Raw genomic sequence first — 25,751 nt, 5'->3', positions numbered from 1 at the left:
TTAACCTTTGTAATATGCATTATCAGGTGTCCGATGAGACTTGACTCTTATCTTGTAGAACTTGGCAACCTTGGTTCGCGCGGTCGGGCAAAACACGCCATCGTTGAAGGGCATGTCAGAGTTAACAATATGGTCGTTACTAAACCCTCATATGATGTCGCCTACTCAGACAAGATCGAGGTAGCAGAAGGTCAGGACAAACCCGCAGGATACTGGAAACTCAAAGAGATCCAGGAGAAAGCAAACATAATCAGATCGGGCGATAACGTCCTGGATATAGGTTCAAGTGCTGGAGGATTCCTGCTGTTTGCTTCGGAAATCGCTTCCCGTGTACATGGCATAGAGTTCAGTCATGAATTCCGTTCGGATCTTGGAAAAATAGCACATGAACACCCCAACGTGACAGTGGAATTCGGGGATGCGTTCACAATGCATATAGTGGGAGAATATGATGTTCTGCTTATGGACATTACTGTGGAACCTCTGGCTTCAATAAAAGCCCTTGAGAACGTGCTCCCTGCGCTGAGAAATGGAGGAATGCTTCTGCAGGTACTGAAGTTGCAAAAGAAAAGTGATAGAGAGCCCATACTGGAAAAGCTTTCCTCGCTCGGCCTGGAAATTATCGAAATACTTGAGCCTGAGAAAAAAGAGGCGTATATCATAGCAAGGAAGTTTTAATGGAAACATTCGATTTTGACCTGGAACGCGTATTTGAAATAATAAAGGATAAGAATTGTAAAACTGTGGGGCTCCAGTTCCCCGAAGGCCTGAAAAGGCGCGCGGTCAATATTGCCAGGGAAATCGAAGAAAGAACCCGGGCAATTACAGTTATTTCAGGCAACCCCTGTTTTGGGGCCTGTGATATCGATACAGTCCTTGCAGGGAAAGTGGATGTGCTCTTCCACTTCGGGCATGCAGGAATGGGAAAACATGAAAACGTGGTTTTCATCGAAGCGCGCTCGAATATCGATGTTTTACCCGCGGTCATGGCTGCCCTTCCTCTTTTAAAAGCCTACAGGATAGGTCTTATTACCACGGTACAGCACGTTCATAAATTGGAAGATGCATGCCGGGTTCTCAAAGAACATGGAAAAGAATGCATCATCGGGAAAGGAGATCCAAGAACCGTTTACCCCGGGCAGGTCCTGGGGTGTAATTTCGCGGCAGCACGGGTTAACTGCGAGGAATACCTTTACATCGGGGGCGGCCTTTTCCATCCGCTCGGCGTAGCCATCGCCACAGGGAAAAAGGTGATCGCGGCAGACCCTTATCTGAGGATGGCCCGGGAAGTCGATCCTGAAAAGTTTCTCCGAAAGCGCGGCGGGTATGTTGCAAAGGCAATGGACGCCAGCGTTTTCGGGATTATCGTTTCCACAAAAAGCGGGCAGAACAGGATGGAACTTGCCCTGAAACTCAAGGACCTTGGAGTTAAGCATAAGAAAAAAGCGTTCATTATCCTGATGGATCTTGTTACACCTGAACAGTTGCTGGCATTCAAGGCCGATGCCTATGTGAACACTGCCTGTCCCAGGATTACGATCGACGATGCAGAGAGATTCCATGTGCCAGTCCTGACGCCGCAGGAGTTTGAGATAGTGATCGGAGAGAGGGAATATGAGAATATGGAAATGGATGAGATAGTTGAGGAGACAGATTGATGTGCGCTTATTTGCCCAGGAATTCTCTTATTACAGATTCAGCTTCACGCCCTACAACTTCAAGCTCCTGACATGCATCTATCACCACAAACCTCAGCGGTTCCCTCTCCGCAAGTCTCATAAAATTCCCCTGGACTGTCTTCAGGAATCCTATCTTTTCGAATTTCGTATGAGAGCCGCGAAAACCGCATCGTGAGACTGCGATTTCCGGGTCTATTGTAAAGAGAATGGTGAGATCCGGAACTATCGTCCAGCCTCTATGGATGCTCTGCACCCAGTCCATTGCATCTTCGAATTTGTTTGAAAGTGTTGCCCCCTGGTAAGCATACCTGCTATCGGAGTATCTATCCGATATTACGATCTTTCCCCCCTCGAGAGCGGGTCTTATTACCTTGGCTATATGTTCTGCATGGTCCGCTACAAATAAAAAGAGTTCAGCAAGTGGATCGGTATCTGAATCTATCGACTTTTTTACCGCTTTTCCTATCCAGCTCCGGGTAGGCTCCCTTGTAAAAATCCCTTCTGGAAATTTGGATTCGATCATCGCTGAAACGCTGGATTTCCCCGTCCCATCGATACCTTCTAGGGTGATCAATTTTCCTTTTGGCATTCTGGCTATATATTAAAGTTATAATGAAAAAGCTTATCCATTTTCCAAAATAGTTTACTTGTGGGATGATTTATTGGAGGTAATATGGACATCCAGACCACCGCCCGGACTGAACTGATCGACATAACCGACCGCGTGCGCGCAACGGTGAACGACAGCGGCATAAAAGATGGCGTCTGCATCATCTCCACGCGCCATACCACAAGCAGTATCATAGTTAACGAGAACGAACGGGGGCTCAGGGAAGATATTCTGGAGATGCTGGAAACCCTTGTTCCCGAGAATAAGAGCTACGCCCATAATTCCATAGACAATAATGCCGACGCGCACCTGCGCGCTGTGCTTCTGGGCATGAGCGAGACATTACCCATCAAAGACGGGCACCTCGTTCTCGGCACATGGCAGAGCATATTCTTCGTTGAACTTGACGGGGCGAGGAAACGCAGCGTGAATGTGACGATAATAAAGAAATAAGAGAGTTAGAAGGTATCCAGCTCTCCCCTGGTTATCATCTCAGTTATCTTCGTGATATCCCTGAGCCATTTATCGATGATGGCTTCAGACTCTGATTTAATAACTTTCATATTCGCGCCGTCCTGGGGTATCACCTGCGCGCTTGCAATCAGCGGCTGGTCAATGGGCTTCCCTATCTGGGAAAGGATGCGGATATACACATCTTCGATCCCGGGAACGTTCTTTGCAATATCAATCGCTATCTGGTTGGAGAGAAGATTGTACAGTTTACCCACATGGTTTATCGGGTTCTTGCCGCTTGTGGCTTCCATGCTCATTGGCCTGTTCGGGGTGATTAGACCATTGCACCTGTTCCCGCGGCCAACCGAGCCGTCATCGCCCATCTCTGCTGAAGTTCCGGTAACAGTCAGATAGACCGATCCGCTCTTTTCATCATCGCCGGTATTAACAAAGACCTCTACTTCGCGGTCAGTGTATTCGCCTGAAAGGTCGAGGATCTTATTTTGCAATTCATCTTTTATCGAAAAATAGTGGTCCTGGTCGTCGATATGCTTCCCGATCATCGCACAGGCGACCGTGAGGGTTATATTATCATTCTTTCTCATACCCATGACCTTGATATCCGTCCCGATGGCGGGAAGGTCTTTCTTGAAATTCAGCACCATCTGCCTCTCGGTATTGTAGACTATCTGTTCGACCTCTGAGAATGGGGCGTGCCCCACACCGAAAGAGGTGTCATTGGCCATCGGAGCCTTTCCGCGCTTGAACACGCTCTGGAGGTCTGTTGAGCCCACGCCAAGTCTGCAGTCGATAATTATGTCATGTTCAGAATCAATATCGGGAAGAGTTGCCTTCAGGTACTGCTTTGCTGCCTTTACCGCCGTAGTATCTGTCGGGATTTTTATGTCCTTGAATTCTTTCGTCGCCCTTCCCACCAGAAGAACATAAATGGGCGATATCAGCTCTCCGCCCCTGTACTGGGGATGCGAGCGTCCTGCCACGACCTCTACCTGGTCCGTGTTATGATGAAGGACAGTTCCGCATTTTTTGATATATTCATTGCAGAGCGCCCTGCTCACCGCTTCTGCAAAGCCGTCCGCCATGCTGTCCGGGTGCCCAACCCCTTTCCTTTCGACTATTTCTATTTCCTGTTTTTCGATCGGGGTTTGTGTAATCTTTTCAACGCGAATGTTTCTTGCCATCTAATTACCTCTAACGGTTTTCTTCAAATGATGCTATTTTGTATTATAATACCTTTCGGTTTGGGTAATCTATTTATCAAGCCTTAATATTATGCTGGATACATGACCCCGGTCCCAGAACCCACAAAGGCGCTCCTGAAAAAACATGGCTACCATCTCGCTGGAAGCCACGGGGCGGTTAAAACATGTCTCTGGCTCAACAAAAGCCTGCGCAATGAAGGGAGCTGCTACAAATCAAAGTTCTACGGCATTGCTTCACACCGCTGCATCCAGATGACGCCAACGCTTGTATGCAACCACCGCTGCCTGCACTGCTGGCGCGCCGTGGAGATGACGGCGGAAGTACCACGAGTCTGGGATTCCCCTGAAGAAATAGTTAAGAGCTGCCTTATCGAGCAGCTCCGCCTGGTCTCAGGCTATGGCGGTTCGGAAACCATGGACAAGGCAAAGTGGAAAGAGGCTTTTGCTCCGAAGCATGTCGCTATATCCCTATCCGGGGAGCCCACGCTTTATCCATATTTACCCGAACTTATAGAGGAGTTCCATAATAAGGGTTTGACCACATTCGTGGTCTCCAACGGGACAAACCCGGAGATGCTGGGCAAAATAAAGCCTACCCAGCTTTATGTGAGCCTGAATGCGCCTGATAAAGATGCGTACGAAAAAGTATGCTTTCCTCTCGGGGACACATGGGAGAATTTGAAACAGTCACTGGAAATACTGGGAGATGCAAGCACCAGGACAGCCATAAGGATAACCTTGACGAAAGGGATAAACATGGAAAACCCGGAAGGTTTCGCGCATTTAATAAATATTGCAGAACCCGATTATGTGGAATTGAAAGCTTATATGAACCTTGGATTTTCACGAAAACGGCTCTCCCTGGACAATATGCCCTCCCACGAGGAAGTGCTGGATTTTTCAAAAAAGGTGGCGCAGGCTCTGGGTTACTGCATTGCCGATGAATCTGAGGCAAGCCGGGTCGTGCTGCTGTCGAAGGATGGGACAAAGCATAGCATTGTGTGATCTTAGCATCCTTTATACAGTAATTGAAAACTATCCAGACTGATGTTTCCTGGGCAAAAAGCAATATTGCATAACAAAATCCTTATCTGCTTTTATATAGTTATATAAACTGAACATGACCGATGGCGCTAAAGGAGAGGCTCAAATAGTTTCCAATGTGCTCGAAGAGCCGATCGAGATCCTTGTGAACCTTGCAAAGAACGGCGAGATAGACCCCTGGAATATCGACATCGTTGAGGTCACAGACAAATTCTTGCGTCAGGTGGAAGAACTCGAAAAGATGGATCTGCGTGTGTCAGGGAGGACATTGTTATATGCATCCATCCTTCTGCGTATGAAGTCCAATGTTCTTGTGGAAGTGGATGACACGAATGAGACAATTGATGATGACCTTTCGCAATTTGAGGTCAGCGATTACCCCGTTCCGGCACTGCCTCTTCGCAGATCATCAAGACGCCCTGTGACGCTCGAGGAATTGCTTTTGGAGCTGAAAAAAGCCGAGTCAATAGAAAAGCGCAGGTTTGAACGTTTTGAAAACCGGAAGATTGAACGCCGCACCACAATCGAGGAAGTGCTTTCAATAGCTCATGAAGAAGATATCGAAAGTCGGGTCGGCAAGATGAGGAATCTGCTTAACGAGCTTTTTGAAAAACAGAACATTATCAGATTCTCGGACCTCGCAGGAACACTTGACAGGACGGGAAAAGTGATGGCTTATCTTGCGCTTCTTTTTCTTGCAACGAAAAAGGAGATATGGCTTGACCAGGAAGAGCTTTTTGGTGAGCTTTTTATCAGGAGGGCCCATTGAGCGGGGATAAGGACATTATCGAAGCCGCTCTGTTCGTCTCCGGTGAACCCCTGGATGTGGAACAGCTTCGCAACCTTATGAGAGGGAAAAATGTACGCTTACTGCTTCAGGAACTGATGGATGAATATTCACAGCGCAACTGTGCCCTTGAAATTAAGGAGATCGAGGGCAGGTTCGTAATGCAGGTCAAGCCCGAATATGCGGAAATGGTCAGATCTGTTGCGCCCAAGGAACTTCGCTCCCCGGTATTGCGTACACTGGCGATGATAGCTTATCACCAGCCCATAACAATGGCCGAACTTGTGGATAGGCGCGGCGGCGCAGCTTACGATCATGTCAGGGAACTTGAGGAGAGCGGGCTTGTATCAGCTGCGCCTCAGGGCAGGACGCGGCTTCTTCAAACAACACAGAGGTTTGCAGAGTACTTCAATCTCGATTCCCAGGACCCTGAAGCCATCAGGAAGAAGATCATAGAACTTGCGAGAGAGCAAAAGATGGGACTTGATAAGTGGCTCGGAAAACAGGGAATAGGCGTCACTCCAATGTACGAATCATTGATGGAGCTTTGCGGAATTGAAGGATATGAGGTGGTAAACCCTTATGATCCTACAAACGGGGAACGGGATAAGATACAGGAACTTGGAGTCCTTTTGATTCCAAGAGGATATGAGAACAGAGTGGGTTCATACTTTGACGGAAGGATAATCGAGATCACTGCCGCCACTTTCGAAGACCTGATCAATTCGATAAATATCCTTGCTGAGTACGGAAGTAAAATGAAAGTCAAAGAGAGTATCGACCGGATCTTGGGATTGAAAGATGAGTATATCGAGAGAACTTTTTCTATCACAGCAAAAACCGCCCCGCAAACAGAAATGGTATCGCGCATGGTAAATGAACTGCGCCTGGGTATTTCATCCGATGGCGTGAAGATCGCGCCTGATTACGGCACGTCAAGCGAAGGAAAAGAGATTGGGGGCGGGGCTGATATCCTGATCCCCACACATAAAAATGCAGAGGTGGATGTCGTTAAGAGAATATGTCAGAGGTATGATGCTGTGATCGTAGGTTTGAAAAAGATAAAGAAGTAGAGGATTAATAACCTCTACCATAAGGTCCACCTATTCCGAACATAATTGCTGCAAAAATAATTGCAATAACTATGGCTATTATAACAGCTATTATGACAGGTATAAGCACAGCAAGAGCCGCTTTTCCGGTGGTGAGTTCCTGAAGCTGGCGTATTCCGAGAATCTCAAGAACTAATGACCATATGGTTGCGATAAAACCTATGATTGGAATCCAGCCAAGCAATAACAACGGCGTTAATCCGTACATAACAGCTTTTATTGTCTGTTCAATTCCTTTTCTTCCGCCTAAGAGATATACGAAAATGTGAAGGATTGCCCCGCCTATGAATGCGCCTATAATTACTAAAATCATGGACTCTATAAAGAATAGTATCGCCGCACCAGCGCCTACACCCATCATTATCATCCCAAGGCCCCTAAATCCCATCATCGAGCCAAGAAGGGCACCTGCGAATGCCAACAATACTGCAGAAAGTGCGGAATTTATAGCCGCAATAATAGCGTAATATTTTATTGTCTCTTCCAGACTGTCTTCTTTCACGGCGTCAAATGTCTTTGCCGGCTCTATTAAAAATCCCTTTACTTTTTCAATGAAATCCAATATTACCACCGAAGATTAATCAGCTGTTTAATTATATATATTTGCGTATTACATGAAAATTTTTAATGCATGCGGTAAATACAAAATCTTGCATCGATCAGGAAATGTTTGTAGTTGTGATTTTCCCTGATTTTAGCCACAGGATTGTATAAGGTGTACCCATTATCATTATTCCACAGAGCCATCTTCCGAATCTCGCAGCAAAGCATTTGTATTCAGCTTTACCATATTACTTGTAATGTGGAGCGTACTCCAGGAAAAATTCAGGAACCATCCGGCACAGGAAAAGGTAATCAGGCTGCTTCTCGAGAGAGGGTTCCAGATCAATGATAAAGGCAGGGTGGTCTCCGGGAACATCGAAATAGCCCATACCCAGATCGCAAAGGAGATCGGGGTGGATAGAAGGGTAGTTGATGCCACATGTGAAACCATTCTCAAGGATGATCAGCTCATGGCGATATTTAAAAATGTGCGTACCATACCTTTCCTCAGGGACGTTGCGCCCCAGCTCGGTCTGGGAGTAATAGTCATCATGCCGGACAACGCAGCCCAAAAAGGTCTTCTGGGAAGCGTGTCATCCACAGTAGCAGAGCACGGAATATCCATCAGGCAGGCTGTATCGGAAGATCCCTATCTATCCGAAAATCCAAAACTCACTATAATAACCGAAGGCAAGGTGAGCGGAGAGCTTGTGAGCGCGCTTACCAGGATAAAAGGCGTACAGAGTGTAACGGTTTACTGAACGGAAAAACCGCAAATCCTGAAGACAGAAAGCCCAACTCCTGACGCATTGGTGCGTTGTTCATTTTTTCCAGCCGACTAGGGATTTTCAAGCAGCATGAATCCATAGAACAGCTTCTTTTCGAGATCATCCAGACCTTCGAGGTCGTCCTGTTCTATTGTTACCCCATTTGCAGCTATTAGATCTCCATCAACTCTGGACGATTCATGAACCAATATGGAATCTGCGGTCACTTTTCCTAGAACGTTGCAGTTTCTCCCGATTTTAACTTTCTCCCTGGAGGCCAGATTACCATGGATGGTGCACCCTGCGCCTGTGGTGATATTACCTGTCGTGCGGATACTTCCGAACAGAGTCACATGGTTCCCTACGGAAATGGAACGGGCGCGGATATTGCCCACCAGCTTGCAGTGGTTCCCGATAATGGCGCGCGTGGTGGTCTTTATAGCTTCAAGGTCGATCTTTGCCCTGTTGGGTACGACCATGACCTTATTTTCAGGCATATCATCCGAGAACAGCTCCTCAAGCGCTTTTTCCACCTCCTCTTCGCTGCCAAGGCGCAGCAATGCCATCATATAAAAGAAAATGAACATCACAACTGGTAGCGGGTTTCGGACAACGAGCCATCCTTTAACTTCGTAGCCCCCACTGATCGTAACATCATTTCCCACATCCAGGTTCCCTGCGGCAAAGAGTTTTCCATTTATCTTTACGAATTCTCCAAGATATGCATCTGTCTTTGTCCTGACCTCACCAGTTATCTCAGACCACATGTCTATCCGAATATCGCTCTCGGAAATGATGTTGCCGTTGATCCTGACATGCTCCCCTGCAACTACCGATTTGGCAATCAGGCCGTAGCCAAGTTCTGAATAATTCCCTACCAGGACGTCACCGTCAACCAATATGGAATGCTCCTCCATAACCGTATGATCCGGTATTATCAAGCCTTTGAGTTCAGGGATATCTAAGTCTCCAGAGTATAATAGTTCCTTTATATGATAAATCTTAATATCAACAAGACCGATTTAGCTGTCATGTGCGAGCTCAAGGTGATCTTTAAAGGAAAAACCATTATGGAAGATGTAGTGAGAATAACTGCAGATAAGAATTCCATCCGACTTCAAAGCCTTCTGGGTGAAACAAGAACCGTATCGGGAAGGATAATCGACGTCAATCTTACAAAACAGGAAGCTGTAATAGATACCTGAATGATCTGGTTTCTGGGAGAATAACAGATGAAAGCAAAAGTCGCAATAAACGGATATGGAACAATAGGGAAACGTGTTGCAGACGCAGTAGCGGCACAGGATGACATGGAAATCACGGGTGTGGTGAAGACAAAACCGAGTTATGAAGCGCGTCTCGCCATTGAAAAAGGATATGACGTTTATACGGTATCCGGGGAGAATACCGAGCAGTTCAATAAATCAAACATCAAGATCAGTGGAACGCTGGAAGACCTTCTGGATAAGGCAGACATCGTGGTTGACGCCACTCCCGGGGATTTTGGGGAAGAATATAAGAAACTTTATAAAAAACATGGCATAAAGGCCATCTGGCAGGGCGGGGAAGAGCACGAACTGACTGGGTTCTCCTTCAATTCCGAGGCAAATTATGAGGACGCATTGGGGCGGGATTTTGCTAGAGTGGTCTCATGCAATACGACCGGGCTTGTCCGGGTGCTCTATGCCCTTGATACTGCTTTCGGTGTCAAGAAGGCAAGGGTAACTCTGATGAGAAGGGCTGCCGATCCCAATGATATAAAAACGGGCCCCATAAACGCCCTTGTTCCGGACCCGATCAAACTCCCTTCACACCACGGGCCGGATGTGAACTCGATTCTTCCCGATATTGATATCACGACAGTGGGTGTAAAAACCTCAACCACTCTCATGCACCTCCATGCGCTGAACATAGAGTTAAAAAAGAGATGCAGTGAAGATGATGTCGCGGAGGTTTTTGAGAAAAGACCTCGTATCAGGCTCATTAGCAGCAAAGACAGGATCAAATCAACAGCCGAAGTAATGGAATTCGCCAGGGACATGGGAAGGCCGAGGGGGGACATGTGGGAAAATATAGTATGGAAAGACTCGATTTCCATCAACAAAGGGGAGCTTTACTTCTTCCAGGCGATACACCAGGAATCAGATGTGGTTCCCGAAAATGTGGATGCCATCCGCGCGCTGCTTGAGCTTGAGAAAGATGGTGCAAGCTCAATAAAAAAGACGAACAGGGCACTGGGAATAACAAATTCAAAATATTGAGAAAAGTTTATCATGTTTCACTTATAATCTATGCTCATGGGAAAGGTATCTCTCGGAATCTGCCTTATCTTATTGTTCTCCACTGTCAGCGCAGCCGGGGCTGTTTCCATAGAGAACCTGAGAAAACTCAATATCTCCGAAACAAACCTCTGGGATCCTGTGCTCAGCCCTGATGGCACGATGATAGCTTACGTATCCTATGATGATTCTTTCAACCAGCAGATATTTATTATAAACGCAGACGGTTCTGGAGAGAAAGCCATTACCAACGACACGACTAAAAAGTGGGGTCTTGCATGGGGGCCGGAAAAGATAGCTTATGTTTCTTTTGGAAAAGACGGTCTGGAAAAGATATTTGTTATAAATCCTGATGGGACAGATAACAAGCAGCTCATACTGGATAATACTAGACAGGGCAACGCTGCGGAAGATAAGCCTCCGACCTGGGCACCCCCCTCCTGGAGCCAGGATGGAAAGACGCTGCTATATACCTCCCTTGATGAGACTTCAAACCCGAAGATGTATACGGTCTATGCGAATGGAACCGGGAAAAGGTTAATTTTTGTAGATAATTTCAAGCAGTGGAGCCCTTCAATCAGCACTGATGGAAAGAATATCGTGTATGTATCCTACACCGCCAATTATGAAATTGAGCTCTTCAAAGTGGATGCAGGAGGAACATCAAGAGAGCGGCTGACCTTTGATACCATCAAGAAGAATAACCCAGTCTGGGGGCCGGATGACACAATAGCATACATTTCATATGAAAACGTCACGTCCTCAGGGGAGAAAATCTTTGCGATCAACCAGGACGGGACAAACAAGAGACTGTTCGTTGATTCCGATTTCAAACAGCGAAGCCCTTCCTTCAGTCGTGACGGAAGCAAGTTCGCGTATGCGGCGATAGATGCTGCCGGTACTGTTCAAATCGCTCTGGGCGATGTGGCAGGGAGAATCGCAGGAACGCCGATTGCAGCGCCGACAATTGCAGAAGGGACAACAGTGGCCACTGCAACACCGGTCACGACGGTGGTCCAGACTCCAGAAGTCAAGGAAACTCCGGCTGCCAGTGCTCTTAAGGATGTCATAACAACTATGCTGATAATCCTGGCAATAATAGTTATAGCGATGATAGTGATCCTGGGAATTTCGAATCTTATTTCTAAGAAATGATCAGTCCACTTTGAACGGCAACAATCCTTTCCTCTTAATCCACCAGTAAGCCGCCCATGTAGAGATTATTGTGGATACAATGAGAAGGACGGAATACCATATTTTGTCCTGCGGTCCCATATTGAAAGCCGGGTTGCTGAATACAGTCGCCAGGGTATTTGGAACTAACACGGCGGTTCCAAGTATGGTAAGCCATGTCATCACAAGAGCAAGCCTGTTGTTCAATATCTGCAGCTGGTTGTTGTAGATGCTCTGGAGCACCTCAAGACCTGACGCCAGCACGTCCGACATGTGCTCGCTGAGCGCTATGTGCCTGTTCACATCGTCGGAAAGTATGCCCACCCGCGCCAGTAATTTAGGGCTGTCGGTTATGAGTTCCGCATCCCCATGTCGCAGTGAGTTGACCACATCAAGGGTAGCCCAAAGCGTATCCATGTAGCTTATGAGAGCATGCTTCATGTTATATATCTCTGGGGCGATCAGTCCTCTTGGAGTATTGGTGTCCAGGAGAATCTTGCTCAGCTCGTCCCCCTGGGCCTCTATCTCCCGCAAATGGTCAAAGTTCCTGTTAATGTTCTCATCGATTATTCTTGTAAGGACTATTGTTAATTTATCTTCAGGTATGAGATTGGGTTTTATTTTTCTCATGAAGGCATCTGCATAGCGGGAAAGACGGATAAAACGGTCCACATTCTCCTCATGGATCGTGACGATCAGGTCTTTTCTTATCAGAATCAGAACCGGGCTTATTAAGACATCGAATTTTTTTACAGCCACTGCAGGGAGCATCAATCCCATTTCGGTGTCGCGGTCTTCATAAGCAGACAGGTAATTGGAGATGACGGTGGGTACGAGAGAAGAGCTGAAACCAAGAGAAACCGCAATCATGTCCGCATCTTTTCTCATGTCCGTCACCGGAAAATTCAACCAGGCTACAGATGAGTCTTTAAGGAACTGGATAAATTCGTGCGGGTTATCGCCCATTAATTTTAACGGTTTTCCACCGGATACCGGGAGCGCCACGCAAAAGGCCCGCTTTCCATTGGTCTGAGGAACTGGAACCTGTTCTTTTTTTTCCTCGACTATCGTCTGAATCTCCTCGCTCATATAATAGTTCAGGTAGTATTATTATGAATGTATTAATCTTTCTATAGTTTGGATAGGGATTGTGTTTGAATTCAGGGAAAGATATTTGCTATAATAAAGCCATGTGTTTATTTCATGGAAAAAAAAAGTCCTTTTTTTACGGCATCGGCGGCTTCAGTTGTTTTTTTTATCATTTTTATTGCCTTGAAATATCTCGTCTCTGTAGAAAAAATCCTGGACTGGAAAGGAGCTTTGGAAGGAGCGGTTATTTTCTGGATAGTTATTTTTCTTGTACATCAGTTCTTTCTCAGAAGAACTGCCGATTAAAGAAATCCCAAGTTTTATATTCTTGATAACTCACTATGTTTTTAATGGTAACAATTAGTGCAAGGAAGAGGCTTGAATCCATAGAACGGGACGTTCTGCCCGCGATGTTCGTTGGGGTCTTGAACAAGGATGACGCATGGTTTGAACATACAATTAAGGAGACACTCCCAATGCTTGAAGCGCGTGCCCTGCGTCTGGCACAGGAATGTAAAAATGGCGGAGAATGTGGTAAAGATGAGGCGCTGTGCGATGAAGCCCACATCAAAACTGTTTTCGAAGAGACGCGCTCCAAGCTTGAAAAAGAGCATTTGACACGGGAATCCCGCACAAGGTTCTACCACTGAACCAATGTAACCTGGATCCAGGCCACTAACTATTTATCCCGCGGTTGCGATTATTCACTCATGCAGAGACAGCTTTCCAGGAAGGAGTTTGAAGAAGAGTATACCCTGTGGATAGAATCTGCTGCAAAGGACGTAGCTTTCGCAATAAGCCAGTTAAAGCCCCATGAAATAAAGAAAATTGTCAGCCTGAGCGAGCAGTACCTGGAGAAACCCGAATCCGTATACGGGACCGATGGCCTTGATGTCGTGAAAAAACTCGCCCCCGGGAAAATCCTGCTGCTCTCGACCGAAGCGGTGGTCTTCTCACAGAGCATCTTCGTTCCGATGCCGTGTGTTTTTGATTACGCCGTGGCGCTGAACAGGCGGTATTACCTGGGTTCATGGTACTCGATAATAACCCTGAATAGAATGTACCTGGAAGAAGCCAGTGAGAGCATGTTAAGATACACGCTTGAACATGAACTGCTCCAGAAAGAGATATACGAAGAGAACATGAGGAACGATGCTCGTAAATTCACGCCTGAGGAAAAGCGGAAAATCAGCGACCATACATTGGATAAAGCCATTGAAAGGAGCGGGATAACCCCCGATGAACTTGCAAAAGAAAAAAAACTCATGCTGAAAATCTCCCATGTATCTCCCCTTGTCCCAAAACCCTATGCTGAGACCGCACTTTATTGGTATGTTGAAAGAAACCTTGAAGATCTCAAATGTTTGGGTGAAGCCAGCATGACAGAAAAAGAGGATATGCTTGGAAGGAAATTGAATTCCGATTTCAAGGAATGGATTGATTTTTCCAGTGGTGTATACAGGATATTTTTATCGGATATTAAAAAAGAATTGAACTACTCGGATTATGGTTACGCATGAGAATCATAACAATCGCTGACACGCATATAAAGGATGGACCGATCAAGGGACAGATACCACCAGCCCTTATTGAGTTATTCAAAGAAGCTGACCTCTTGATCCACGCGGGAGATTTTGTCTCGAGGGATGTATATGAAGAACTCTCAGGCATTAAAAGGCTTGAGGCCGTGTATGGGAATATGGATGAAATGGCATTAAAAAATATATTGCCACGGCGTAAAGTCGTAGATATCGAAAACATAAGGATCGGAATCGTCCATGAGGCTGCCCTTTCTCTCCAGGATACCACGGGTGCGCGCTATATGGCAAAAGAAATGGGCGTGGATATCCTGGTATTCGGACATATACATAAACCTGTGATCGAAAAGTCAGATGTGCTCCTCGTTTGCCCCGGAAGCCCCACCGCCCCCAGATTATCAGAGCCGAGTGCTGTCGAATTAATTATAGATGAACGTGGCGTATCAGGAAAAGTCATCACGTTCGAGGGGGAGGGATGCAGTGCAATCCAGAGTGCCAGGTATTTTATGAAATAACCGATTTCTTTTGAGTAAACTATATCTCGTTCAGTTACCTAATAATGAAGTTTAACATGACCGATGATAAACTCTTAATAACGGAACTGGTACTGACCGCATATCTTTATAATGAGACAGATAGGCTCGGCATTGACGATCTTCCCCAGAAAATAAGGAAACACTACTGGGACGAGAATGAAAAAACCGTAAAGCGTCCCATATATGTCACAGAAGGGGACATAAAAACCATATACGGACTTGAGAATGTAAAGAGCAGCACTAAAGCATTGCCTTTCCTCGAATTCGAAGAGTTCGGTTCCCAGATTAAATTAACAGTTTTCGACCTTGCGGCAAAATGGTTCGCGAAGCACGCTGAAGGTGTTGACAATATCAACAGGAATCCGGTTCTTGCTTCTTTTTTTGAGAATTATGACTCGCTTCCTGTCAGCTACGAAAAGGCAAAGGCATCCAATATGCCGAAGGAGAGCGGAAGGGAATGGATTAACTCCCTCCTCAAAGGTATTGAATCTGAGAAGGGGGCAGAGGATACACTGAAACTAGTCCATATCGATGCCCCCGAAGACATCAAACAGAACCTGAAAGACCTTGTCCTGACAAAGGGACAGGAAGAAGAAATCGAGAAAATGTCAAAGGCTATCCAGTACCGTGACTACCTGAAACGCATCGGTCTTCGCGAAATAGGTAAACTGTTATTCGTAGGTCCGCCAGGTACAGGGAAAACCTCAACTGCCAGGGCTCTTTCCGGAAGACTCGGGATCCCGATCGTTGAGGTGAAACTTTCCCAGGTGACCGACCAATACCTCGGTGAGACTGCCAAGAACATAGACCGGGTTTTTGAACTATCAAAACGCCTGAGCCCCTGCATACTTTTCATAGATGAATTCGATTTTGTCGCTAAGGCGAGGGCTACGGATGAACACGCGGCACTGAAAAGGGCTGTGAATACGCTATTAAAAGCCATAGATGAGATAAGTCTGGTCGAGCATGGCGTTCTACTCATAGGCGCAACAAATCATCCTACGATACTTGACCATGCGGCCTGGAGGCGGTTTGACGAGATAGTGGATTTCTCGTTACCTGACAAGGATATGAGGAAAAGGATACTCGATATAGTACTGCGCCAAATCGAAGGAAGCTTTGATACCGCGGAGATCGCGGAAAAGACCGAAGGATATTCCGGCTCGGATTTGCGCCTGATAGTCAGGGAAGCTGTTCTGAACGGCCTCATAACAGAAAGAACTGTTCTTACGCAGCAGGATTTATTGCGGGGGGTCAACGAATTTAACAAGAGGATCCTGATTCGGAAAATGGATGAAACGGGATGAAGATAACTCTGCTTGGAACGGGCGATGCGGTCGGTACACCTAAGATCGGATGTTCATGCCCTACATGCATGGATGCGCATGCTGGAGGCAAAAGCAGAAGACTGCGGTTCTCAATTCTGGTCGAAAACGAAGACGGAAGAGTCCTTATTGATACCAGTCCTGACCTGCGATGGCAATTGCTGAAATGCAATATCAGCCATATTGACGGGGTGATCTGGACTCATCCGCATTACGATCATTTCGCAGGCTTTGGGGATTTCTACCGTGTTCAGAACAATGTCAATGTCTATGGGCTGAAAAGCACGATTGATTCTATACTGAGTTATCTCTATTTCATGAAACCGGTCAGGCATGATGTGGATTTTTTTGCACCGTTTGATTTAATCAAGCTTAAAATAACATTGCTGGAGGTCACGCATCCTCCCATTAAGGAATCTGCCGGTGTGGTCATTAGCGATGGAAAAAGTAAGATTGTAATTACCGGCGATACTTCCAGATTCATTCCTGAAAAAAGCCTCAAGTTGATGTTCGAGCCCGATCTCCTCATCGCAGATGCCATAATCCCTCCCAGAGGAAATATACCCAAGCACATGAATTCCAAGGATGCTATGGAACTTTCATCTTTCTTGAAAGCAAAGAAAGTTGTTCTTACACATTTGAGCCACAATTTCCCGCCCCATGACGAATCAATAAAAGAATGGCCTCTGGGGTACGACGGCATGGAGTTTGAGTACTGAACACTCGGCCCGTTGATCAATTTTTATGTAGTTGGGGTTTGCTTCCTTCCATGTGCGAAGAACGCGCCGTCTCTTGAAGCAACCGCACCCATATATCTTTCCCTAAATCCTTAAACTCTTTTTCTTCCATCTAGATTTTTCGACCATTAGTCAAAAGGTTTTTAAAGTATATTAATTTTATGGAAATATCAAAAAATATATAGACTATTAAAAAAACTCCACCATAGCCTTTAATTCCAGATTCTTATGCGGAAACTATATTAAATACACTAACATTAATGTGTTCACTTCTTCTGACTCAAGAACAGGTGAATGAAATTCCATCTGGGAAATAGCATGAGGGAAGTTAAAATCAAACAAAGGTAATAAAATGGAAACGACTGCTACCAACACGGCAACAAATTTTAATGTAAAAGACCTGACAGAAAATTCAAAAAATGTTAATGCTACCCTTAAAGTAATCGAAATCGGAGAGACTAAGGACATCCAATCAAAGTTTGGAGATAAACGCGTATGCGAAGTTAAAGTCGCCGACGCAACAGGAAGTATAATCCTCTCCTTATGGGATGACCAGATCGGAAAAATAGCGGTCGGGGATACTATATCGATTCAAAATGGTTATATTTCTGTCGTCAGGAACTCGATGCGATTGAATATCGGAAAATATGGAAAGATGCTGTTATCTGAAGAAGCGCTTACCGAAGTCAACACTGAGAATAATGTTTCGGACAGGCATGTTGAACAGCCCGAGCGAAAACGCAGCAGCTTCGGGGGTGGAGGCGGCGGCGGTTACGGAAGCATGTACGGCAGTGGCGGAAGTGACTTTGGCGGGTTCAGGCGCAGCGGATATGGCGGAGGAGGAGGCGGCCGCAGAGATTCCCGCGGAGGGGATAAAAAAGGCGGGCGCGGAAGAAGGTGAATGCCTTCCTTTTCTTTTTTATAATTACTTTTTATAGTCAGAATCGCTTCTAGTAATTAATGCTGGAAAATATTCCTGAGACATTTCTCAGCACTTCGAACAAAGAATTTCGGGTTCTCATTGCCATAGAGAACAAAATGAAATTCTATGAGTGGGTTCCGCTGGATGAGATAGTCAAGTTTACAACATTCGATGTAAAAGAAGTCGGGTTCATCCTATCCAATCTTGCAGAAAAAAAGCTTGTCCATAAGAACATACCTGGCTATGAAGGATACAGGATATACTTTGAAGCTTATGATCTGCTGGCCCTGAAAGCCCTGGTAAGCCGGGGGTCTGTCAATGCGATTGGAGATGTGGCGGGAGTAGGGAAGGAATCGCGCGTTTATAGCGCTACAAGCGGTATTACCAACAGGGAGGTCGTCATCAAGTTCCACAGGGAAGGCATGATGAGTTTTAAACAGGTCAAAGTAAAAAGGGGGCATTTATCCGGAAAAAAACATCTTTCATGGCTGTATGCCTCACGCCTTGCTGCAAAAAGAGAATACGATGCACTGAAGATCCTCTATCCCGAAGTGAGTGTTCCCGAACCGATAGATAATAACAGGCACGCTATAGTAATGTCCATTGCAGAAGGGCGGATACTTGCGCACACAAAAGTGGATGAACCTGAGTGGTATCTGGATGAGATATTGACCGCAGTAAAAAAAACCGCCCGGCTGGGGATCGTCCACGGGGACCTGAGCGAGTTTAATGTTTTCGTTAACCCATACGGATGTGAGATTATCGACTGGCCGCAATACATTACCCTTTCGCATCCGAATGCAAAGGAGATGCTTTACCGGGATATCGACAATGTCCTGACCTTTTTTGCGAAGAAATACAGGGTAAAAAGAGATATTCAGGGAGTGATAAACAGTATAATAGAGATATGGCCGAAAAAATAATCTTCGGGATAGACATAGCAAAAGGTTCTCTCAGGTCGAAAGAAAAGCCCGGATATGCGCTCGTGGTCCTGAAGGATGGTGAGGTCGAACACCACCGCATGGTAAGCCTGCATAAATTCCTGAGAATGGCCTGGAAAGAAAAACCTGATTTGATCGCGGTCGACAATGTTCATGAACTTGCTTCGGACAGGAATGAGCTCGTTTCACTTCTGCGGAAATTACCGGCAAGTACCAGACTCGTACAGGTGACCGGAGGTGAGCATCTCGAACCGCTGACAAAGCTTGCAAAGCAGCAGGGATTCTCATTTGACAGGTTTGACCCGAATGCTGAAGCTCTTGCCTGCGCCCGGCTTGCAGAACTGGGAATCGGGCATGAAGTTTCCGCATTTGAGGATAAGACAACGATCAAAGTGAGCAGGGGAAGATCGCTTGGAAAGGGGGGGTGGAGCCAGAATAGATACAGGCGAAAGGTGCACGGATATGTGAGGCAGAAAGCCAGGGAAATTGAGGATTATCTGAATGAACAATCAAAGCTTCGGGGATTCACGTACTCGCAAGATGTGGTCGAACGTTTCGGGGGATATTCAAAAGCCGAATTTTTTGTGGATGCGCCGCGGCGCTCCCTTCATATCAGTTCGGGCAAGTACGGGGATGTGCAGGTGAGCGCAAAGAGTATTGAACGTGATACTCTGGCGTTTAAACCTCTAACCACAAGGAAAAGGGATTATATTATTGTAGGAATAGATCCAGGCACCACAACCGCAATTGCTGTGCTCACACTTGAGGGGGAGTTGAGAAGGCGACACAGTTCAAGGACCATCTCGATACCTGAGGTTATAGAGATGATCGCTGAGGAGGGGAGACCGCTCATTATTGCAAGCGACGTGTTTCCCACTCCGAACGCTGTGGAAAAAATCCGCCGCGCATTTAATGCGGTACCGGGTTCGCCTGATGATATTATCACGACAGAGGATAAGATAGAATTTGCCAGACAGTATGAATATTCAAATCCCCATGAACGTGACGCCATAGCTGCTGCAGTATCCGTGTATCGCAAGAATAAGAACAAGTTTGAACAGATCAAGAAAAAGCTCCCACCGGGAATTGATGCAGATGAAGCGATCGCCCTCGTGGTCAGGGGCAAGTCCGTTGATGCTGTGATCTCAGAACTTACAAGAAAAGAGACAAAAGTTGCGCAAGCCGGGGTGGTCAAAGAAAAACCCGGGGAGGGAGAACTCCATTTAAGGGAATTGCTCCGAAGATATGAAGAAAATATCGAGGAAATGAAAAGGTACCAGGATGAGCTGAAAAACGAACTTGGGTCAAGGAAAAACGAGATCCAGGGATTGGAAGAATTGATCGGACGGCAGCGAAATCAGGTATATAAAGAGCTTAAAAAGGAAAAGGCGATCAGGATCCGCGATAAGGAAATCGCAAGCCTGCGCGGGAAAGTTTCTGAGAACAATAAACGGATCTCATTCTTGAACGAAAGAATAAATAAGTTGAAACATGTAAGACGGCTTGAGATCAGCGGACGAGTTCTCCCCGTGAAAATCATCCAGGCTTTTACAAAAGATAGCATCCTCAGGACGCGTGAACAGTTCGGGATCAATAAAGACGACCTCATTCTCCTTAAAGACGCAAGCGGAGGAGGTTCGATGACCGCCAGGATTCTTGCCGACCTCGCGGTGCGTGCTGTGATAATCTGCAATGAGATGTCGCATGCAGCGGAAGAAGAGCTGTTTAAGCTGAAAATTCCGGTGCTGTCATCAAAGGATGTAAAGATCAGTTTTGATTCGGCGGAGGAGATGGCCGTGATAGATCCTGAGGAGATAAAGAATGCGATCGAAGGATGGAATAAGAAGGCAGAGGAGAAGCGAAAGGCTGATAAAGAGGAGTGGCTCGCATCGCTTGTGGATGAGTACAGGAGCGAGAGGAGGCGTGCCGTGAAAAGTTCGGGAACATGAGCGTTCAGAGAAGCTTCAAATGCCCTGTTATCTTATCAAGTTCGCCGGCTTCCGCAGGACCGATGCCCAATACCGTGACCGTTCCAGGGGGCACTTCTGTAAGTCCCGCATCCTCGATCAAAGCCGTAGACAGACCATGCTTTCTAGCTATCTCCTTTAATTCAAAAAGTTCCCGCAGCGTGTTTACTCTCAATACGACTTTTTTTTGTCCCCCTTCCTTCCATGCCTCTCGGACATCCCTTCCTGCAAAATCAGAAGCTGAGACAGCGGCATGTGCTACCTGGACAGCAAGTTTGCCTTTTGAGAGCTTGAGATCATCCCGCACAACGATGCACTGTTTGTATTCTGGCATGTCCAGTAAGAATTATTGAGGCTCGGGTTTGTTTAAAATAAGCATTCCCTTATCATCAAATTTCAGGGTATCCTTTTTTTCAAACCACTCTTTTCCAAACTTCCGGGATTCTTCCATGTCAAAATCACCCACGACAATTTTTTCTGCGTTGGTCTGGATTTTTTCAAGCGGGATGGAAGAATAACTATCCGATTTCTTTATTATGAGCCTTCCCCTTTCAACAGCAACACTTTCACCTATTTCAGCCCCGTTTTGGACCACGAACTTTCCCACATAATTATGGATTTTGACTTTGTCTTCTTTTCCCGGAGCATACGTCCGGTCTTTTTTCTTAAAAAATTTTGAAACCTTATTGATGAGAGACATTAGTTACTTATTCGCTTATTCTAAAATAAATATGTTGGTATAGATAATACACCCTGTGAGAATTCAAATTTATTCAAGCGTTCGCAGAACCCAGCAAAAGAGCAAGAAGGATGAGCAACAATCCAAGTATCAATCCTGTTCTTTGATCTATATGTATTTGTGGTGGGAAATAATACTTTAACTTTTTCATGTACCAGCCTCAAGATCTCCATCACAATATAGTATATTCGTAGATTTATATCTTTCTATGAATTATTCAAAAATCTTATTTCTGATCCTGACTTCAGTGACATAAGTAATAGAAATCACACTTTCATTGCTTTCCTTTGATGCAGATCAAAAGCCCGCAGGAAAAGAAGCGGGAGAGATAAGATTAAAGAGGTAAAACAAACTCTTATAATGAAATAGATGAAAGAAAAGTTGCATATAGGTACCATGGGCTGGAGCTACGATTTCTGGACTGGCAGTTTCTATCCTGAGAATACCAGTGCTGGAGACCTCCTTCATGAATATGCGAAGGTTTTTAATACAGTCGAGATAGACAGCACGTTTTATCGAATACCCTACGCGGAAACGGTCAAGAAATGGAATATGCAGACACCAAAGGATTTTACGTTCTCGGCAAAATTCCCCAGGGTAATAACACATGATAAAATGCTGAAGGATTGCGAAAGAGAAATGGAGGTCTTCATCGAACACATGTCTTTGCTGGAAGATAAACTCGGGCCGATGCTTATGCAGTTCCCGGCGGGATTCAAACCCGATCAATTCGATATCCTGAAGGAGTTCCTGTCCATTCTGCCTGCAGGATACCGCTATGCTTTGGAGGTGAGAAATAAAAAATGGCTTGAAGAAAAATTTTATGATTTGCTCAGGGATCATGGAGTGGCATTGGTCTGGATAGACGCCTCATCGATGCCCAGGATAGATACTTTGACTGCTGATTTCACTTACATAAGATGGGAGGGGGATAGGAAAACAATAAACGGGATGCTCGGAGAGGTGGAAAAAGATAGGAAAAGTGATATAAGCCTTTGGGCAGAGCGGATCAGAAGATTGACGGGAGAGTCTATTGAAGTTTTTGGATATTTCAGTAAATATTATTCAGGCTTTCCACCTGAAGATGCCAGAATGCTGCAAAGTTTTTTGGCCGTTTAATTTCTAAAAGTTTCATCCTTATTCAAAAGACCTAGACAACTACGACAGTTATGAGTGTGTCTCCGGGATCCTTCCAAGGGCCTCATCGATTTCGCAGGCAATCTGAAAGGGTACTCCCACTACAACTTCATCATCCGGGTACTTGCTGTGTTTTCGCGAGCCTTTGCAGCCAAGAGATATCCCTAACCTCCCCTGTGTCGGACTTGATGTGCAGTCACTGCAAATCGAGGCTATACCTCCGGTTTTAATTTCAACAGGTATACCGCTGCTGTACGTGTAAGCCTGGATGAGCCTCATCGCCCTCTCAGGTTTCAGGAAAAGTATAAGAATATCGAAATCTTCTCCTGAGTAAGGGGTTATTTTTATTGAGGTTCCTTTTCTTGAAAGTCTATTAAGATTAGAAACCGCCCTTTTTATTGCCTCCTCGTCCCTGTATCTCCCTGAGCTATAATAATAATCCCCCGGGCTTTTTTCTGTTTCTCCCAGCACATACGCCCCTACACTGCATCCCTGGTTTTTTATAAAAAACGACTCTCCGGACCTGGCTTTCTGTATCAATTCGCAATACAATAAAGCGGATTCAATTCCCTCTTCTTCGGTAAAAAGAACCGCGACTGGTTTGCCTGAGCCCATTAATGCCGGGATGCGATGTAACATATGTGTTAATTGTATCAGTGATTAAAAGGGTTTTGCAGGAAAAGTACCCGCAACCTTCCCATATCATGCGATTACGGAAACCATTTCTCGCGCCATGCACTTTTTTTCCGGGATTTCAAAATCAACCTGTTCAATAGGGATAGAAAAAAGTACTATTTTGAAACCGTTATTTTTGATATAGAGCATCTCGATTTCCTTTCCAGCGAAACCAGCCTTCAACAATTTTATCCTTTCTTCTCGAGTTCCCAATATTAAATCTACTTGACAAGGTCGTTTATTAGAATCCATCATTATCTATATGAGTATCATGTAGATTAATAGTTTTCGCTGTAAGATTAATAAAAATTAATATATAAAATCAAAAATGTGCTTGGGTTTAAAATCCGGTTTTTGATAAAGGTTCAATGGGCCAACGTCGTCAGCCCATCAACATATCCGGCTTTCCGCGCAGCCACATTAATAGTTCCCGTGCTTGCGGCATTAAGCAGCAGTGTTACCTGTCCTGCTGAATTCGTCATGCCGTCCATCCCGATCCCGCCGCCTGATACGCTAACACTTGCTCCGCTGATAGCCGAACTTCCGCTCATAACCGTGAATGTTACGTACGTTGGCACACCGTTTGTGATATTTGATGGTGCCGCGCTAACACTCAACGTCTGCTGCCCGGTCGCGCTTATCTGTGTACTTGCACCAGAGTATCCTGTCTTGCTTACGGACGCAGTTATTGTTCCCGAAGATGTGGAATTGACCATCAATATGACCTGCCCATTCTGATTTGTGACACCGTTACCGCTCGCTGCGCCGCTGAGCGTGACATTGGCTTCGCTTATTAAATTGCTGCCGCTCGTGACCGTGAACTGCACGTAGGTTTGAAATCCCGCCGTTATAGATGCCGGACTCGGGGATATTGATAATGACTGTGTGCCTGCCGAGGTTATCGTGGTCGAACCGCTGGCATATCCTGTCGCAGTTGCTGAGACGGTTATTGTTCCTGATGACTGCGGGGTGAACTGGATGATGACTTTCCCATCCTGGTTTGTGATCCCACTTCCAGATGCTGGACCGCCAAGTGATACCCTGGCATCAACCACAGGCGAGCCCCCAGCCGTTATCGTGAACATGACAAATGCAGGGACACCGATAGTAACAGAACCCTGGCTCGCCGATACGCTCAATGTCTGCTGACTCGTTGAGCTTAAGGTCGTTGAACCCTCTGCATATCCAGCCTTTCTGGCGGCTGCAACGATCTGGCCTGTGTTCGGGGCATTTATTTGATGGATTATCTGACCATTTGAGTTGGTTAACCCATCCAGAGATACCCCTGCGCCTGAAATGTTCACTTCGGCTTCATCAACGGGTCTGCCAATGCTTGTGATGGAAAATGTCACATACGTGGCTGTTCCGGAGGTAATTGAGGCGGGTGAAGCGCTGATTACCAGTCCCGGCGTTGCCGTGATATACGAAGTAGCATTTCTAAATCCTTTCTTTTCAGCTGTAACATTGATGACGCCGCGCGTAGAGGCATTGACCAAAAGTGAGAGCATTCCTTCAGAATCCGTAATACCGCGCGCATTTCCAGAATCATCCAGCGTTATGTTAGCGTTACTCGCTGTTGCATCATTGCCGAATGTGAAGAAGGTAACACTGGTAATCTTTCCAACACTTATGTTAGTGGGTATGCTCACCACATACAACTGCTGGGATTCCGGCCATACCACGTCTCTTACAATGCCGTCAAAGGCAAATCCCGCTATTATTCCTCCGATCAACGCGATTAAAATAAAACTTCTTGTTTTTCGGTCGTCATCGTATCCACGAATAGTACCATCCTCCGATTAACCTGTTTATTACAAGGTAGATAGATATAAAGATTCCCGGCTCAAAATCACGTCTCCAAGGTGATAACTATCACGATTATATATTTTATTCGTATAAGTACGAACCAAAACACTTAATATTCATGACATCGTTTATTTGGACAAGAAGGAATTAGATGGAAAAAACTACTCCAGACAAACCCATCCAGGTAAGGGTATTTCCGCAAAGACTGTTACAACCAGAGACTGCGGAAAAAGTTTTGAACGAGATCGATAAGACAAAAGGTGTAATCAGGATGCTCATCAATGGGAAAAATCTGCCCAGAAAAGTCACATGCGGACCCGGTACTGGTGCAGACGTGAACCATCCTGACAGGAAGGTCATCCATGTCGGAGATTGCGCTTTGGAATTGCATATCATAGTTGGAGAGATCCTTGTGGAGGTCGAGAAGGAAAGCGTTGTGGAAGATGTGAGGGCAGCATGCGAACGGTCGCTTCCATTCTCCTTTGAGTTCAAGAGAGGGCATTATATTAAAAGAAGACCCACACTGACAGATTTCGGCAAATACGGGTTCAAAAGCAAGACAGATGAAAGGATCAACCTTGAAGACGAAAGGCTGCTTGGTCTGGTAGACCCTCATGCAAAAGCGGAAAATAACCTCTGTATTATCCGGGCAGAGGAAGAAAAATAGAT

The 25,751-nt window shown here is 45.7% G+C and carries 31 protein-coding genes; 21 read left to right on the top strand and 10 right to left on the bottom strand.

The genetic code is table 11. The features are described 5' to 3' along the window. Nucleotides 1-33 precede the first annotated feature (33 nt). Both O8C65_05905 and dph2 read left to right on the top strand, forming a co-directional pair. Nucleotides 34-678 (top strand): S4 domain-containing protein, encoded by a 645-nt coding sequence (locus O8C65_05905; GenBank protein MCZ7356449.1) that lies wholly within the window; start codon nucleotides 34-36, stop codon nucleotides 676-678. After that, nucleotides 678-1,658 (top strand): diphthamide biosynthesis enzyme Dph2, encoded by a 981-nt coding sequence (gene dph2, locus O8C65_05900; GenBank protein ID MCZ7356448.1) that lies wholly within the window; start codon nucleotides 678-680, stop codon nucleotides 1,656-1,658. Before O8C65_05905 ends, dph2 begins: the two co-directional genes overlap by 1 nt. A gap of 7 nt (nucleotides 1,659-1,665) precedes the next feature. Here dph2 and tmk read toward each other — a convergent pair whose 3' ends face one another. Beyond that, nucleotides 1,666-2,268: a dTMP kinase gene (gene tmk / locus O8C65_05895; GenBank protein MCZ7356447.1), complete on the bottom strand. Its 603-nt coding sequence runs from the start codon at nucleotides 2,266-2,268 to the stop codon at nucleotides 1,666-1,668. Nucleotides 2,269-2,352: 84 nt separating this feature from the next. Here tmk and O8C65_05890 point away from each other — a divergent pair, with 84 nt between their 5' ends. Continuing rightward, the gene (locus tag O8C65_05890; GenBank protein ID MCZ7356446.1) at nucleotides 2,353-2,742 is read left to right on the top strand and encodes a secondary thiamine-phosphate synthase enzyme YjbQ; all 390 of its coding nucleotides are present in this window, start codon (nucleotides 2,353-2,355) and stop codon (nucleotides 2,740-2,742) included. Nucleotides 2,743-2,747: 5 nt separating this feature from the next. On the opposite strand, the gene O8C65_05885 is transcribed toward O8C65_05890, so the two are convergent. Continuing rightward, nucleotides 2,748-3,944: a methionine adenosyltransferase gene (locus O8C65_05885; protein ID MCZ7356445.1), complete on the bottom strand. Its 1,197-nt coding sequence runs from the start codon at nucleotides 3,942-3,944 to the stop codon at nucleotides 2,748-2,750. Between the two features lie 102 nt (nucleotides 3,945-4,046). Between O8C65_05885 and twy1 the strand changes: the two genes are divergently transcribed. From twy1 to scpB, 3 genes are all read left to right on the top strand, one after another. Continuing rightward, the gene (gene twy1 / locus O8C65_05880; protein ID MCZ7356444.1) at nucleotides 4,047-4,970 is read left to right on the top strand and encodes a 4-demethylwyosine synthase TYW1; all 924 of its coding nucleotides are present in this window, start codon (nucleotides 4,047-4,049) and stop codon (nucleotides 4,968-4,970) included. A gap of 115 nt (nucleotides 4,971-5,085) precedes the next feature. Beyond that, entirely contained in the window at nucleotides 5,086-5,778 is a 693-nt protein-coding gene (locus O8C65_05875) for a ScpA family protein (GenBank protein ID MCZ7356443.1), read from the top strand. Next, complete coding sequence (gene scpB, locus O8C65_05870; protein ID MCZ7356442.1) at nucleotides 5,775-6,869, top strand: SMC-Scp complex subunit ScpB; 1,095 nt, start codon at nucleotides 5,775-5,777, stop codon at nucleotides 6,867-6,869. The genes O8C65_05875 and scpB overlap by 4 nt, the downstream gene beginning before the upstream one ends. Before the next feature lie 4 nt (nucleotides 6,870-6,873). Here the strand turns inward: scpB and O8C65_05865 are convergent, their stop codons facing one another. After that, a complete protein-coding gene (locus O8C65_05865) occupies nucleotides 6,874-7,470 on the bottom strand; it encodes a YIP1 family protein (GenBank protein ID MCZ7356441.1) in 597 nt (198 codons plus the stop codon). A 238-nt stretch (nucleotides 7,471-7,708) separates the two neighbouring features. Between O8C65_05865 and O8C65_05860 the strand changes: the two genes are divergently transcribed. Continuing rightward, complete coding sequence (locus O8C65_05860) at nucleotides 7,709-8,212, top strand: amino acid-binding protein (protein MCZ7356440.1); 504 nt, start codon at nucleotides 7,709-7,711, stop codon at nucleotides 8,210-8,212. 77 nt (nucleotides 8,213-8,289) lie between these two features. Here O8C65_05860 and O8C65_05855 read toward each other — a convergent pair whose 3' ends face one another. Beyond that, nucleotides 8,290-9,117 (bottom strand): acyltransferase, encoded by an 828-nt coding sequence (locus O8C65_05855; protein ID MCZ7356439.1) that lies wholly within the window; start codon nucleotides 9,115-9,117, stop codon nucleotides 8,290-8,292. Nucleotides 9,118-9,210: 93 nt separating this feature from the next. Here O8C65_05855 and O8C65_05850 point away from each other — a divergent pair, with 93 nt between their 5' ends. From O8C65_05850 to O8C65_05840, 3 genes are read left to right on the top strand one after another with little or no spacing between them, the layout of a single operon-like run. Continuing rightward, a complete protein-coding gene (locus tag O8C65_05850; GenBank protein ID MCZ7356438.1) occupies nucleotides 9,211-9,423 on the top strand; it encodes a CooT family nickel-binding protein in 213 nt (70 codons plus the stop codon). A 27-nt stretch (nucleotides 9,424-9,450) separates the two neighbouring features. After that, nucleotides 9,451-10,479, top strand: a complete 1,029-nt coding sequence (locus tag O8C65_05845) for a type II glyceraldehyde-3-phosphate dehydrogenase (protein MCZ7356437.1) — start codon at nucleotides 9,451-9,453, stop codon at nucleotides 10,477-10,479. 36 nt (nucleotides 10,480-10,515) lie between these two features. Beyond that, a complete protein-coding gene (locus O8C65_05840) occupies nucleotides 10,516-11,652 on the top strand; it encodes a hypothetical protein (GenBank protein MCZ7356436.1) in 1,137 nt (378 codons plus the stop codon). Here O8C65_05840 and O8C65_05835 read toward each other — a convergent pair whose 3' ends face one another. After that, nucleotides 11,653-12,759, bottom strand: coding sequence for a hypothetical protein (locus O8C65_05835; protein MCZ7356435.1), 1,107 nt, complete (start codon nucleotides 12,757-12,759; stop codon nucleotides 11,653-11,655). Nucleotides 12,760-12,873: 114 nt separating this feature from the next. Between O8C65_05835 and O8C65_05830 the strand changes: the two genes are divergently transcribed. The 9 genes from O8C65_05830 to O8C65_05790 all read left to right on the top strand — a co-directional run bounded on the left by O8C65_05830 (nucleotide 12,874) and on the right by O8C65_05790 (nucleotide 20,707). After that, a complete protein-coding gene (locus O8C65_05830; GenBank protein MCZ7356434.1) occupies nucleotides 12,874-13,065 on the top strand; it encodes a hypothetical protein in 192 nt (63 codons plus the stop codon). A 44-nt stretch (nucleotides 13,066-13,109) separates the two neighbouring features. Further along, nucleotides 13,110-13,409 carry a hypothetical protein gene (locus tag O8C65_05825; protein MCZ7356433.1) on the top strand — a complete coding sequence of 100 codons (300 nt, stop codon included), beginning with the start codon at nucleotides 13,110-13,112 and terminating at the stop codon, nucleotides 13,407-13,409. 60 nt (nucleotides 13,410-13,469) lie between these two features. Continuing rightward, the gene (locus O8C65_05820; GenBank protein MCZ7356432.1) at nucleotides 13,470-14,279 is read left to right on the top strand and encodes a hypothetical protein; all 810 of its coding nucleotides are present in this window, start codon (nucleotides 13,470-13,472) and stop codon (nucleotides 14,277-14,279) included. After that, nucleotides 14,276-14,812 (top strand): metallophosphoesterase, encoded by a 537-nt coding sequence (locus O8C65_05815; GenBank protein MCZ7356431.1) that lies wholly within the window; start codon nucleotides 14,276-14,278, stop codon nucleotides 14,810-14,812. The genes O8C65_05820 and O8C65_05815 overlap by 4 nt, the downstream gene beginning before the upstream one ends. 56 nt (nucleotides 14,813-14,868) lie before the next feature. Then, nucleotides 14,869-16,140, top strand: coding sequence for an ATP-binding protein (locus tag O8C65_05810; GenBank protein ID MCZ7356430.1), 1,272 nt, complete (start codon nucleotides 14,869-14,871; stop codon nucleotides 16,138-16,140). Continuing rightward, nucleotides 16,137-16,877, top strand: a complete 741-nt coding sequence (locus tag O8C65_05805) for an MBL fold metallo-hydrolase (protein ID MCZ7356429.1) — start codon at nucleotides 16,137-16,139, stop codon at nucleotides 16,875-16,877. Before O8C65_05810 ends, O8C65_05805 begins: the two co-directional genes overlap by 4 nt. A 370-nt stretch (nucleotides 16,878-17,247) precedes the next feature. Then, nucleotides 17,248-17,796 (top strand): hypothetical protein, encoded by a 549-nt coding sequence (locus O8C65_05800; protein ID MCZ7356428.1) that lies wholly within the window; start codon nucleotides 17,248-17,250, stop codon nucleotides 17,794-17,796. 59 nt (nucleotides 17,797-17,855) lie between these two features. Further along, the gene (locus tag O8C65_05795; protein ID MCZ7356427.1) at nucleotides 17,856-18,740 is read left to right on the top strand and encodes a serine/threonine protein kinase; all 885 of its coding nucleotides are present in this window, start codon (nucleotides 17,856-17,858) and stop codon (nucleotides 18,738-18,740) included. Continuing rightward, complete coding sequence (locus tag O8C65_05790) at nucleotides 18,725-20,707, top strand: DUF460 domain-containing protein (protein MCZ7356426.1); 1,983 nt, start codon at nucleotides 18,725-18,727, stop codon at nucleotides 20,705-20,707. The genes O8C65_05795 and O8C65_05790 overlap by 16 nt, the downstream gene beginning before the upstream one ends. Before the next feature lie 4 nt (nucleotides 20,708-20,711). On the opposite strand, the gene pth2 is transcribed toward O8C65_05790, so the two are convergent. After that, complete coding sequence (gene pth2, locus O8C65_05785) at nucleotides 20,712-21,059, bottom strand: peptidyl-tRNA hydrolase Pth2 (GenBank protein MCZ7356425.1); 348 nt, start codon at nucleotides 21,057-21,059, stop codon at nucleotides 20,712-20,714. Nucleotides 21,060-21,071: 12 nt separating this feature from the next. Then, nucleotides 21,072-21,425, bottom strand: a complete 354-nt coding sequence (locus O8C65_05780; protein ID MCZ7356424.1) for a hypothetical protein — start codon at nucleotides 21,423-21,425, stop codon at nucleotides 21,072-21,074. A gap of 408 nt (nucleotides 21,426-21,833) precedes the next feature. On the opposite strand from O8C65_05780, the gene O8C65_05775 reads away from it, so the two are divergent. Beyond that, nucleotides 21,834-22,583 carry a DUF72 domain-containing protein gene (locus O8C65_05775; protein MCZ7356423.1) on the top strand — a complete coding sequence of 250 codons (750 nt, stop codon included), beginning with the start codon at nucleotides 21,834-21,836 and terminating at the stop codon, nucleotides 22,581-22,583. A gap of 48 nt (nucleotides 22,584-22,631) precedes the next feature. On the opposite strand, the gene O8C65_05770 is transcribed toward O8C65_05775, so the two are convergent. The 3 genes from O8C65_05770 to O8C65_05760 form a co-directional block, all read right to left on the bottom strand. Continuing rightward, complete coding sequence (locus tag O8C65_05770; GenBank protein ID MCZ7356422.1) at nucleotides 22,632-23,240, bottom strand: DUF169 domain-containing protein; 609 nt, start codon at nucleotides 23,238-23,240, stop codon at nucleotides 22,632-22,634. Nucleotides 23,241-23,303: 63 nt separating this feature from the next. After that, nucleotides 23,304-23,531, bottom strand: coding sequence for a hypothetical protein (locus tag O8C65_05765; protein ID MCZ7356421.1), 228 nt, complete (start codon nucleotides 23,529-23,531; stop codon nucleotides 23,304-23,306). Nucleotides 23,532-23,641: 110 nt separating this feature from the next. Continuing rightward, nucleotides 23,642-25,009: a hypothetical protein gene (locus tag O8C65_05760; protein MCZ7356420.1), complete on the bottom strand. Its 1,368-nt coding sequence runs from the start codon at nucleotides 25,007-25,009 to the stop codon at nucleotides 23,642-23,644. 224 nt (nucleotides 25,010-25,233) lie between these two features. On the opposite strand from O8C65_05760, the gene mcrD reads away from it, so the two are divergent. Continuing rightward, the gene (gene mcrD / locus O8C65_05755) at nucleotides 25,234-25,749 is read left to right on the top strand and encodes a methyl-coenzyme M reductase operon protein D (protein ID MCZ7356419.1); all 516 of its coding nucleotides are present in this window, start codon (nucleotides 25,234-25,236) and stop codon (nucleotides 25,747-25,749) included. Nucleotides 25,750-25,751 lie beyond the last annotated feature (2 nt).

The organism is Candidatus Methanoperedens sp., assembly GCA_027460535.1.
Taxonomy (GTDB): Archaea; Halobacteriota; Methanosarcinia; order Methanosarcinales; family Methanoperedenaceae; genus Methanoperedens.
Note: the sequence above shows the minus strand (reverse complement) of the source record. Positions and strands in the feature narration are given on the sequence as shown.

Excerpts from the sequence above, each read along its gene's own strand:
- O8C65_05905 (MCZ7356449.1), top strand. The coding sequence starts at position 34 with ATGAGACTTGACTCTTATCTTGTAGAACTTGGCAACCTTGGTTCGCGC.
- dph2 (MCZ7356448.1), top strand. The coding sequence starts at position 678 with ATGGAAACATTCGATTTTGACCTGGAACGCGTATTTGAAATAATAAAG.
- tmk (MCZ7356447.1), bottom strand. The coding sequence starts at position 2,268 with ATGCCAAAAGGAAAATTGATCACCCTAGAAGGTATCGATGGGACGGGG.
- O8C65_05890 (MCZ7356446.1), top strand. The coding sequence starts at position 2,353 with ATGGACATCCAGACCACCGCCCGGACTGAACTGATCGACATAACCGAC.
- O8C65_05885 (MCZ7356445.1), bottom strand. The coding sequence starts at position 3,944 with ATGGCAAGAAACATTCGCGTTGAAAAGATTACACAAACCCCGATCGAA.
- twy1 (MCZ7356444.1), top strand. The coding sequence starts at position 4,047 with ATGACCCCGGTCCCAGAACCCACAAAGGCGCTCCTGAAAAAACATGGC.
- O8C65_05875 (MCZ7356443.1), top strand. The coding sequence starts at position 5,086 with ATGACCGATGGCGCTAAAGGAGAGGCTCAAATAGTTTCCAATGTGCTC.
- O8C65_05860 (MCZ7356440.1), top strand. The coding sequence starts at position 7,709 with ATGTGGAGCGTACTCCAGGAAAAATTCAGGAACCATCCGGCACAGGAA.
- O8C65_05850 (MCZ7356438.1), top strand. The coding sequence starts at position 9,211 with ATGATAAATCTTAATATCAACAAGACCGATTTAGCTGTCATGTGCGAG.
- O8C65_05845 (MCZ7356437.1), top strand. The coding sequence starts at position 9,451 with ATGAAAGCAAAAGTCGCAATAAACGGATATGGAACAATAGGGAAACGT.
- O8C65_05840 (MCZ7356436.1), top strand. The coding sequence starts at position 10,516 with ATGGGAAAGGTATCTCTCGGAATCTGCCTTATCTTATTGTTCTCCACT.
- O8C65_05835 (MCZ7356435.1), bottom strand. The coding sequence starts at position 12,759 with ATGAGCGAGGAGATTCAGACGATAGTCGAGGAAAAAAAAGAACAGGTT.
- O8C65_05830 (MCZ7356434.1), top strand. The coding sequence starts at position 12,874 with ATGGAAAAAAAAAGTCCTTTTTTTACGGCATCGGCGGCTTCAGTTGTT.
- O8C65_05825 (MCZ7356433.1), top strand. The coding sequence starts at position 13,110 with ATGGTAACAATTAGTGCAAGGAAGAGGCTTGAATCCATAGAACGGGAC.
- O8C65_05820 (MCZ7356432.1), top strand. The coding sequence starts at position 13,470 with ATGCAGAGACAGCTTTCCAGGAAGGAGTTTGAAGAAGAGTATACCCTG.
- O8C65_05815 (MCZ7356431.1), top strand. The coding sequence starts at position 14,276 with ATGAGAATCATAACAATCGCTGACACGCATATAAAGGATGGACCGATC.
- O8C65_05810 (MCZ7356430.1), top strand. The coding sequence starts at position 14,869 with ATGACCGATGATAAACTCTTAATAACGGAACTGGTACTGACCGCATAT.
- O8C65_05805 (MCZ7356429.1), top strand. The coding sequence starts at position 16,137 with ATGAAGATAACTCTGCTTGGAACGGGCGATGCGGTCGGTACACCTAAG.
- O8C65_05800 (MCZ7356428.1), top strand. The coding sequence starts at position 17,248 with ATGGAAACGACTGCTACCAACACGGCAACAAATTTTAATGTAAAAGAC.
- O8C65_05795 (MCZ7356427.1), top strand. The coding sequence starts at position 17,856 with ATGCTGGAAAATATTCCTGAGACATTTCTCAGCACTTCGAACAAAGAA.
- O8C65_05790 (MCZ7356426.1), top strand. The coding sequence starts at position 18,725 with ATGGCCGAAAAAATAATCTTCGGGATAGACATAGCAAAAGGTTCTCTC.
- pth2 (MCZ7356425.1), bottom strand. The coding sequence starts at position 21,059 with ATGCCAGAATACAAACAGTGCATCGTTGTGCGGGATGATCTCAAGCTC.
- O8C65_05780 (MCZ7356424.1), bottom strand. The coding sequence starts at position 21,425 with ATGTCTCTCATCAATAAGGTTTCAAAATTTTTTAAGAAAAAAGACCGG.
- O8C65_05775 (MCZ7356423.1), top strand. The coding sequence starts at position 21,834 with ATGAAAGAAAAGTTGCATATAGGTACCATGGGCTGGAGCTACGATTTC.
- O8C65_05770 (MCZ7356422.1), bottom strand. The coding sequence starts at position 23,240 with ATGTTACATCGCATCCCGGCATTAATGGGCTCAGGCAAACCAGTCGCG.
- O8C65_05765 (MCZ7356421.1), bottom strand. The coding sequence starts at position 23,531 with ATGATGGATTCTAATAAACGACCTTGTCAAGTAGATTTAATATTGGGA.
- mcrD (MCZ7356419.1), top strand. The coding sequence starts at position 25,234 with ATGGAAAAAACTACTCCAGACAAACCCATCCAGGTAAGGGTATTTCCG.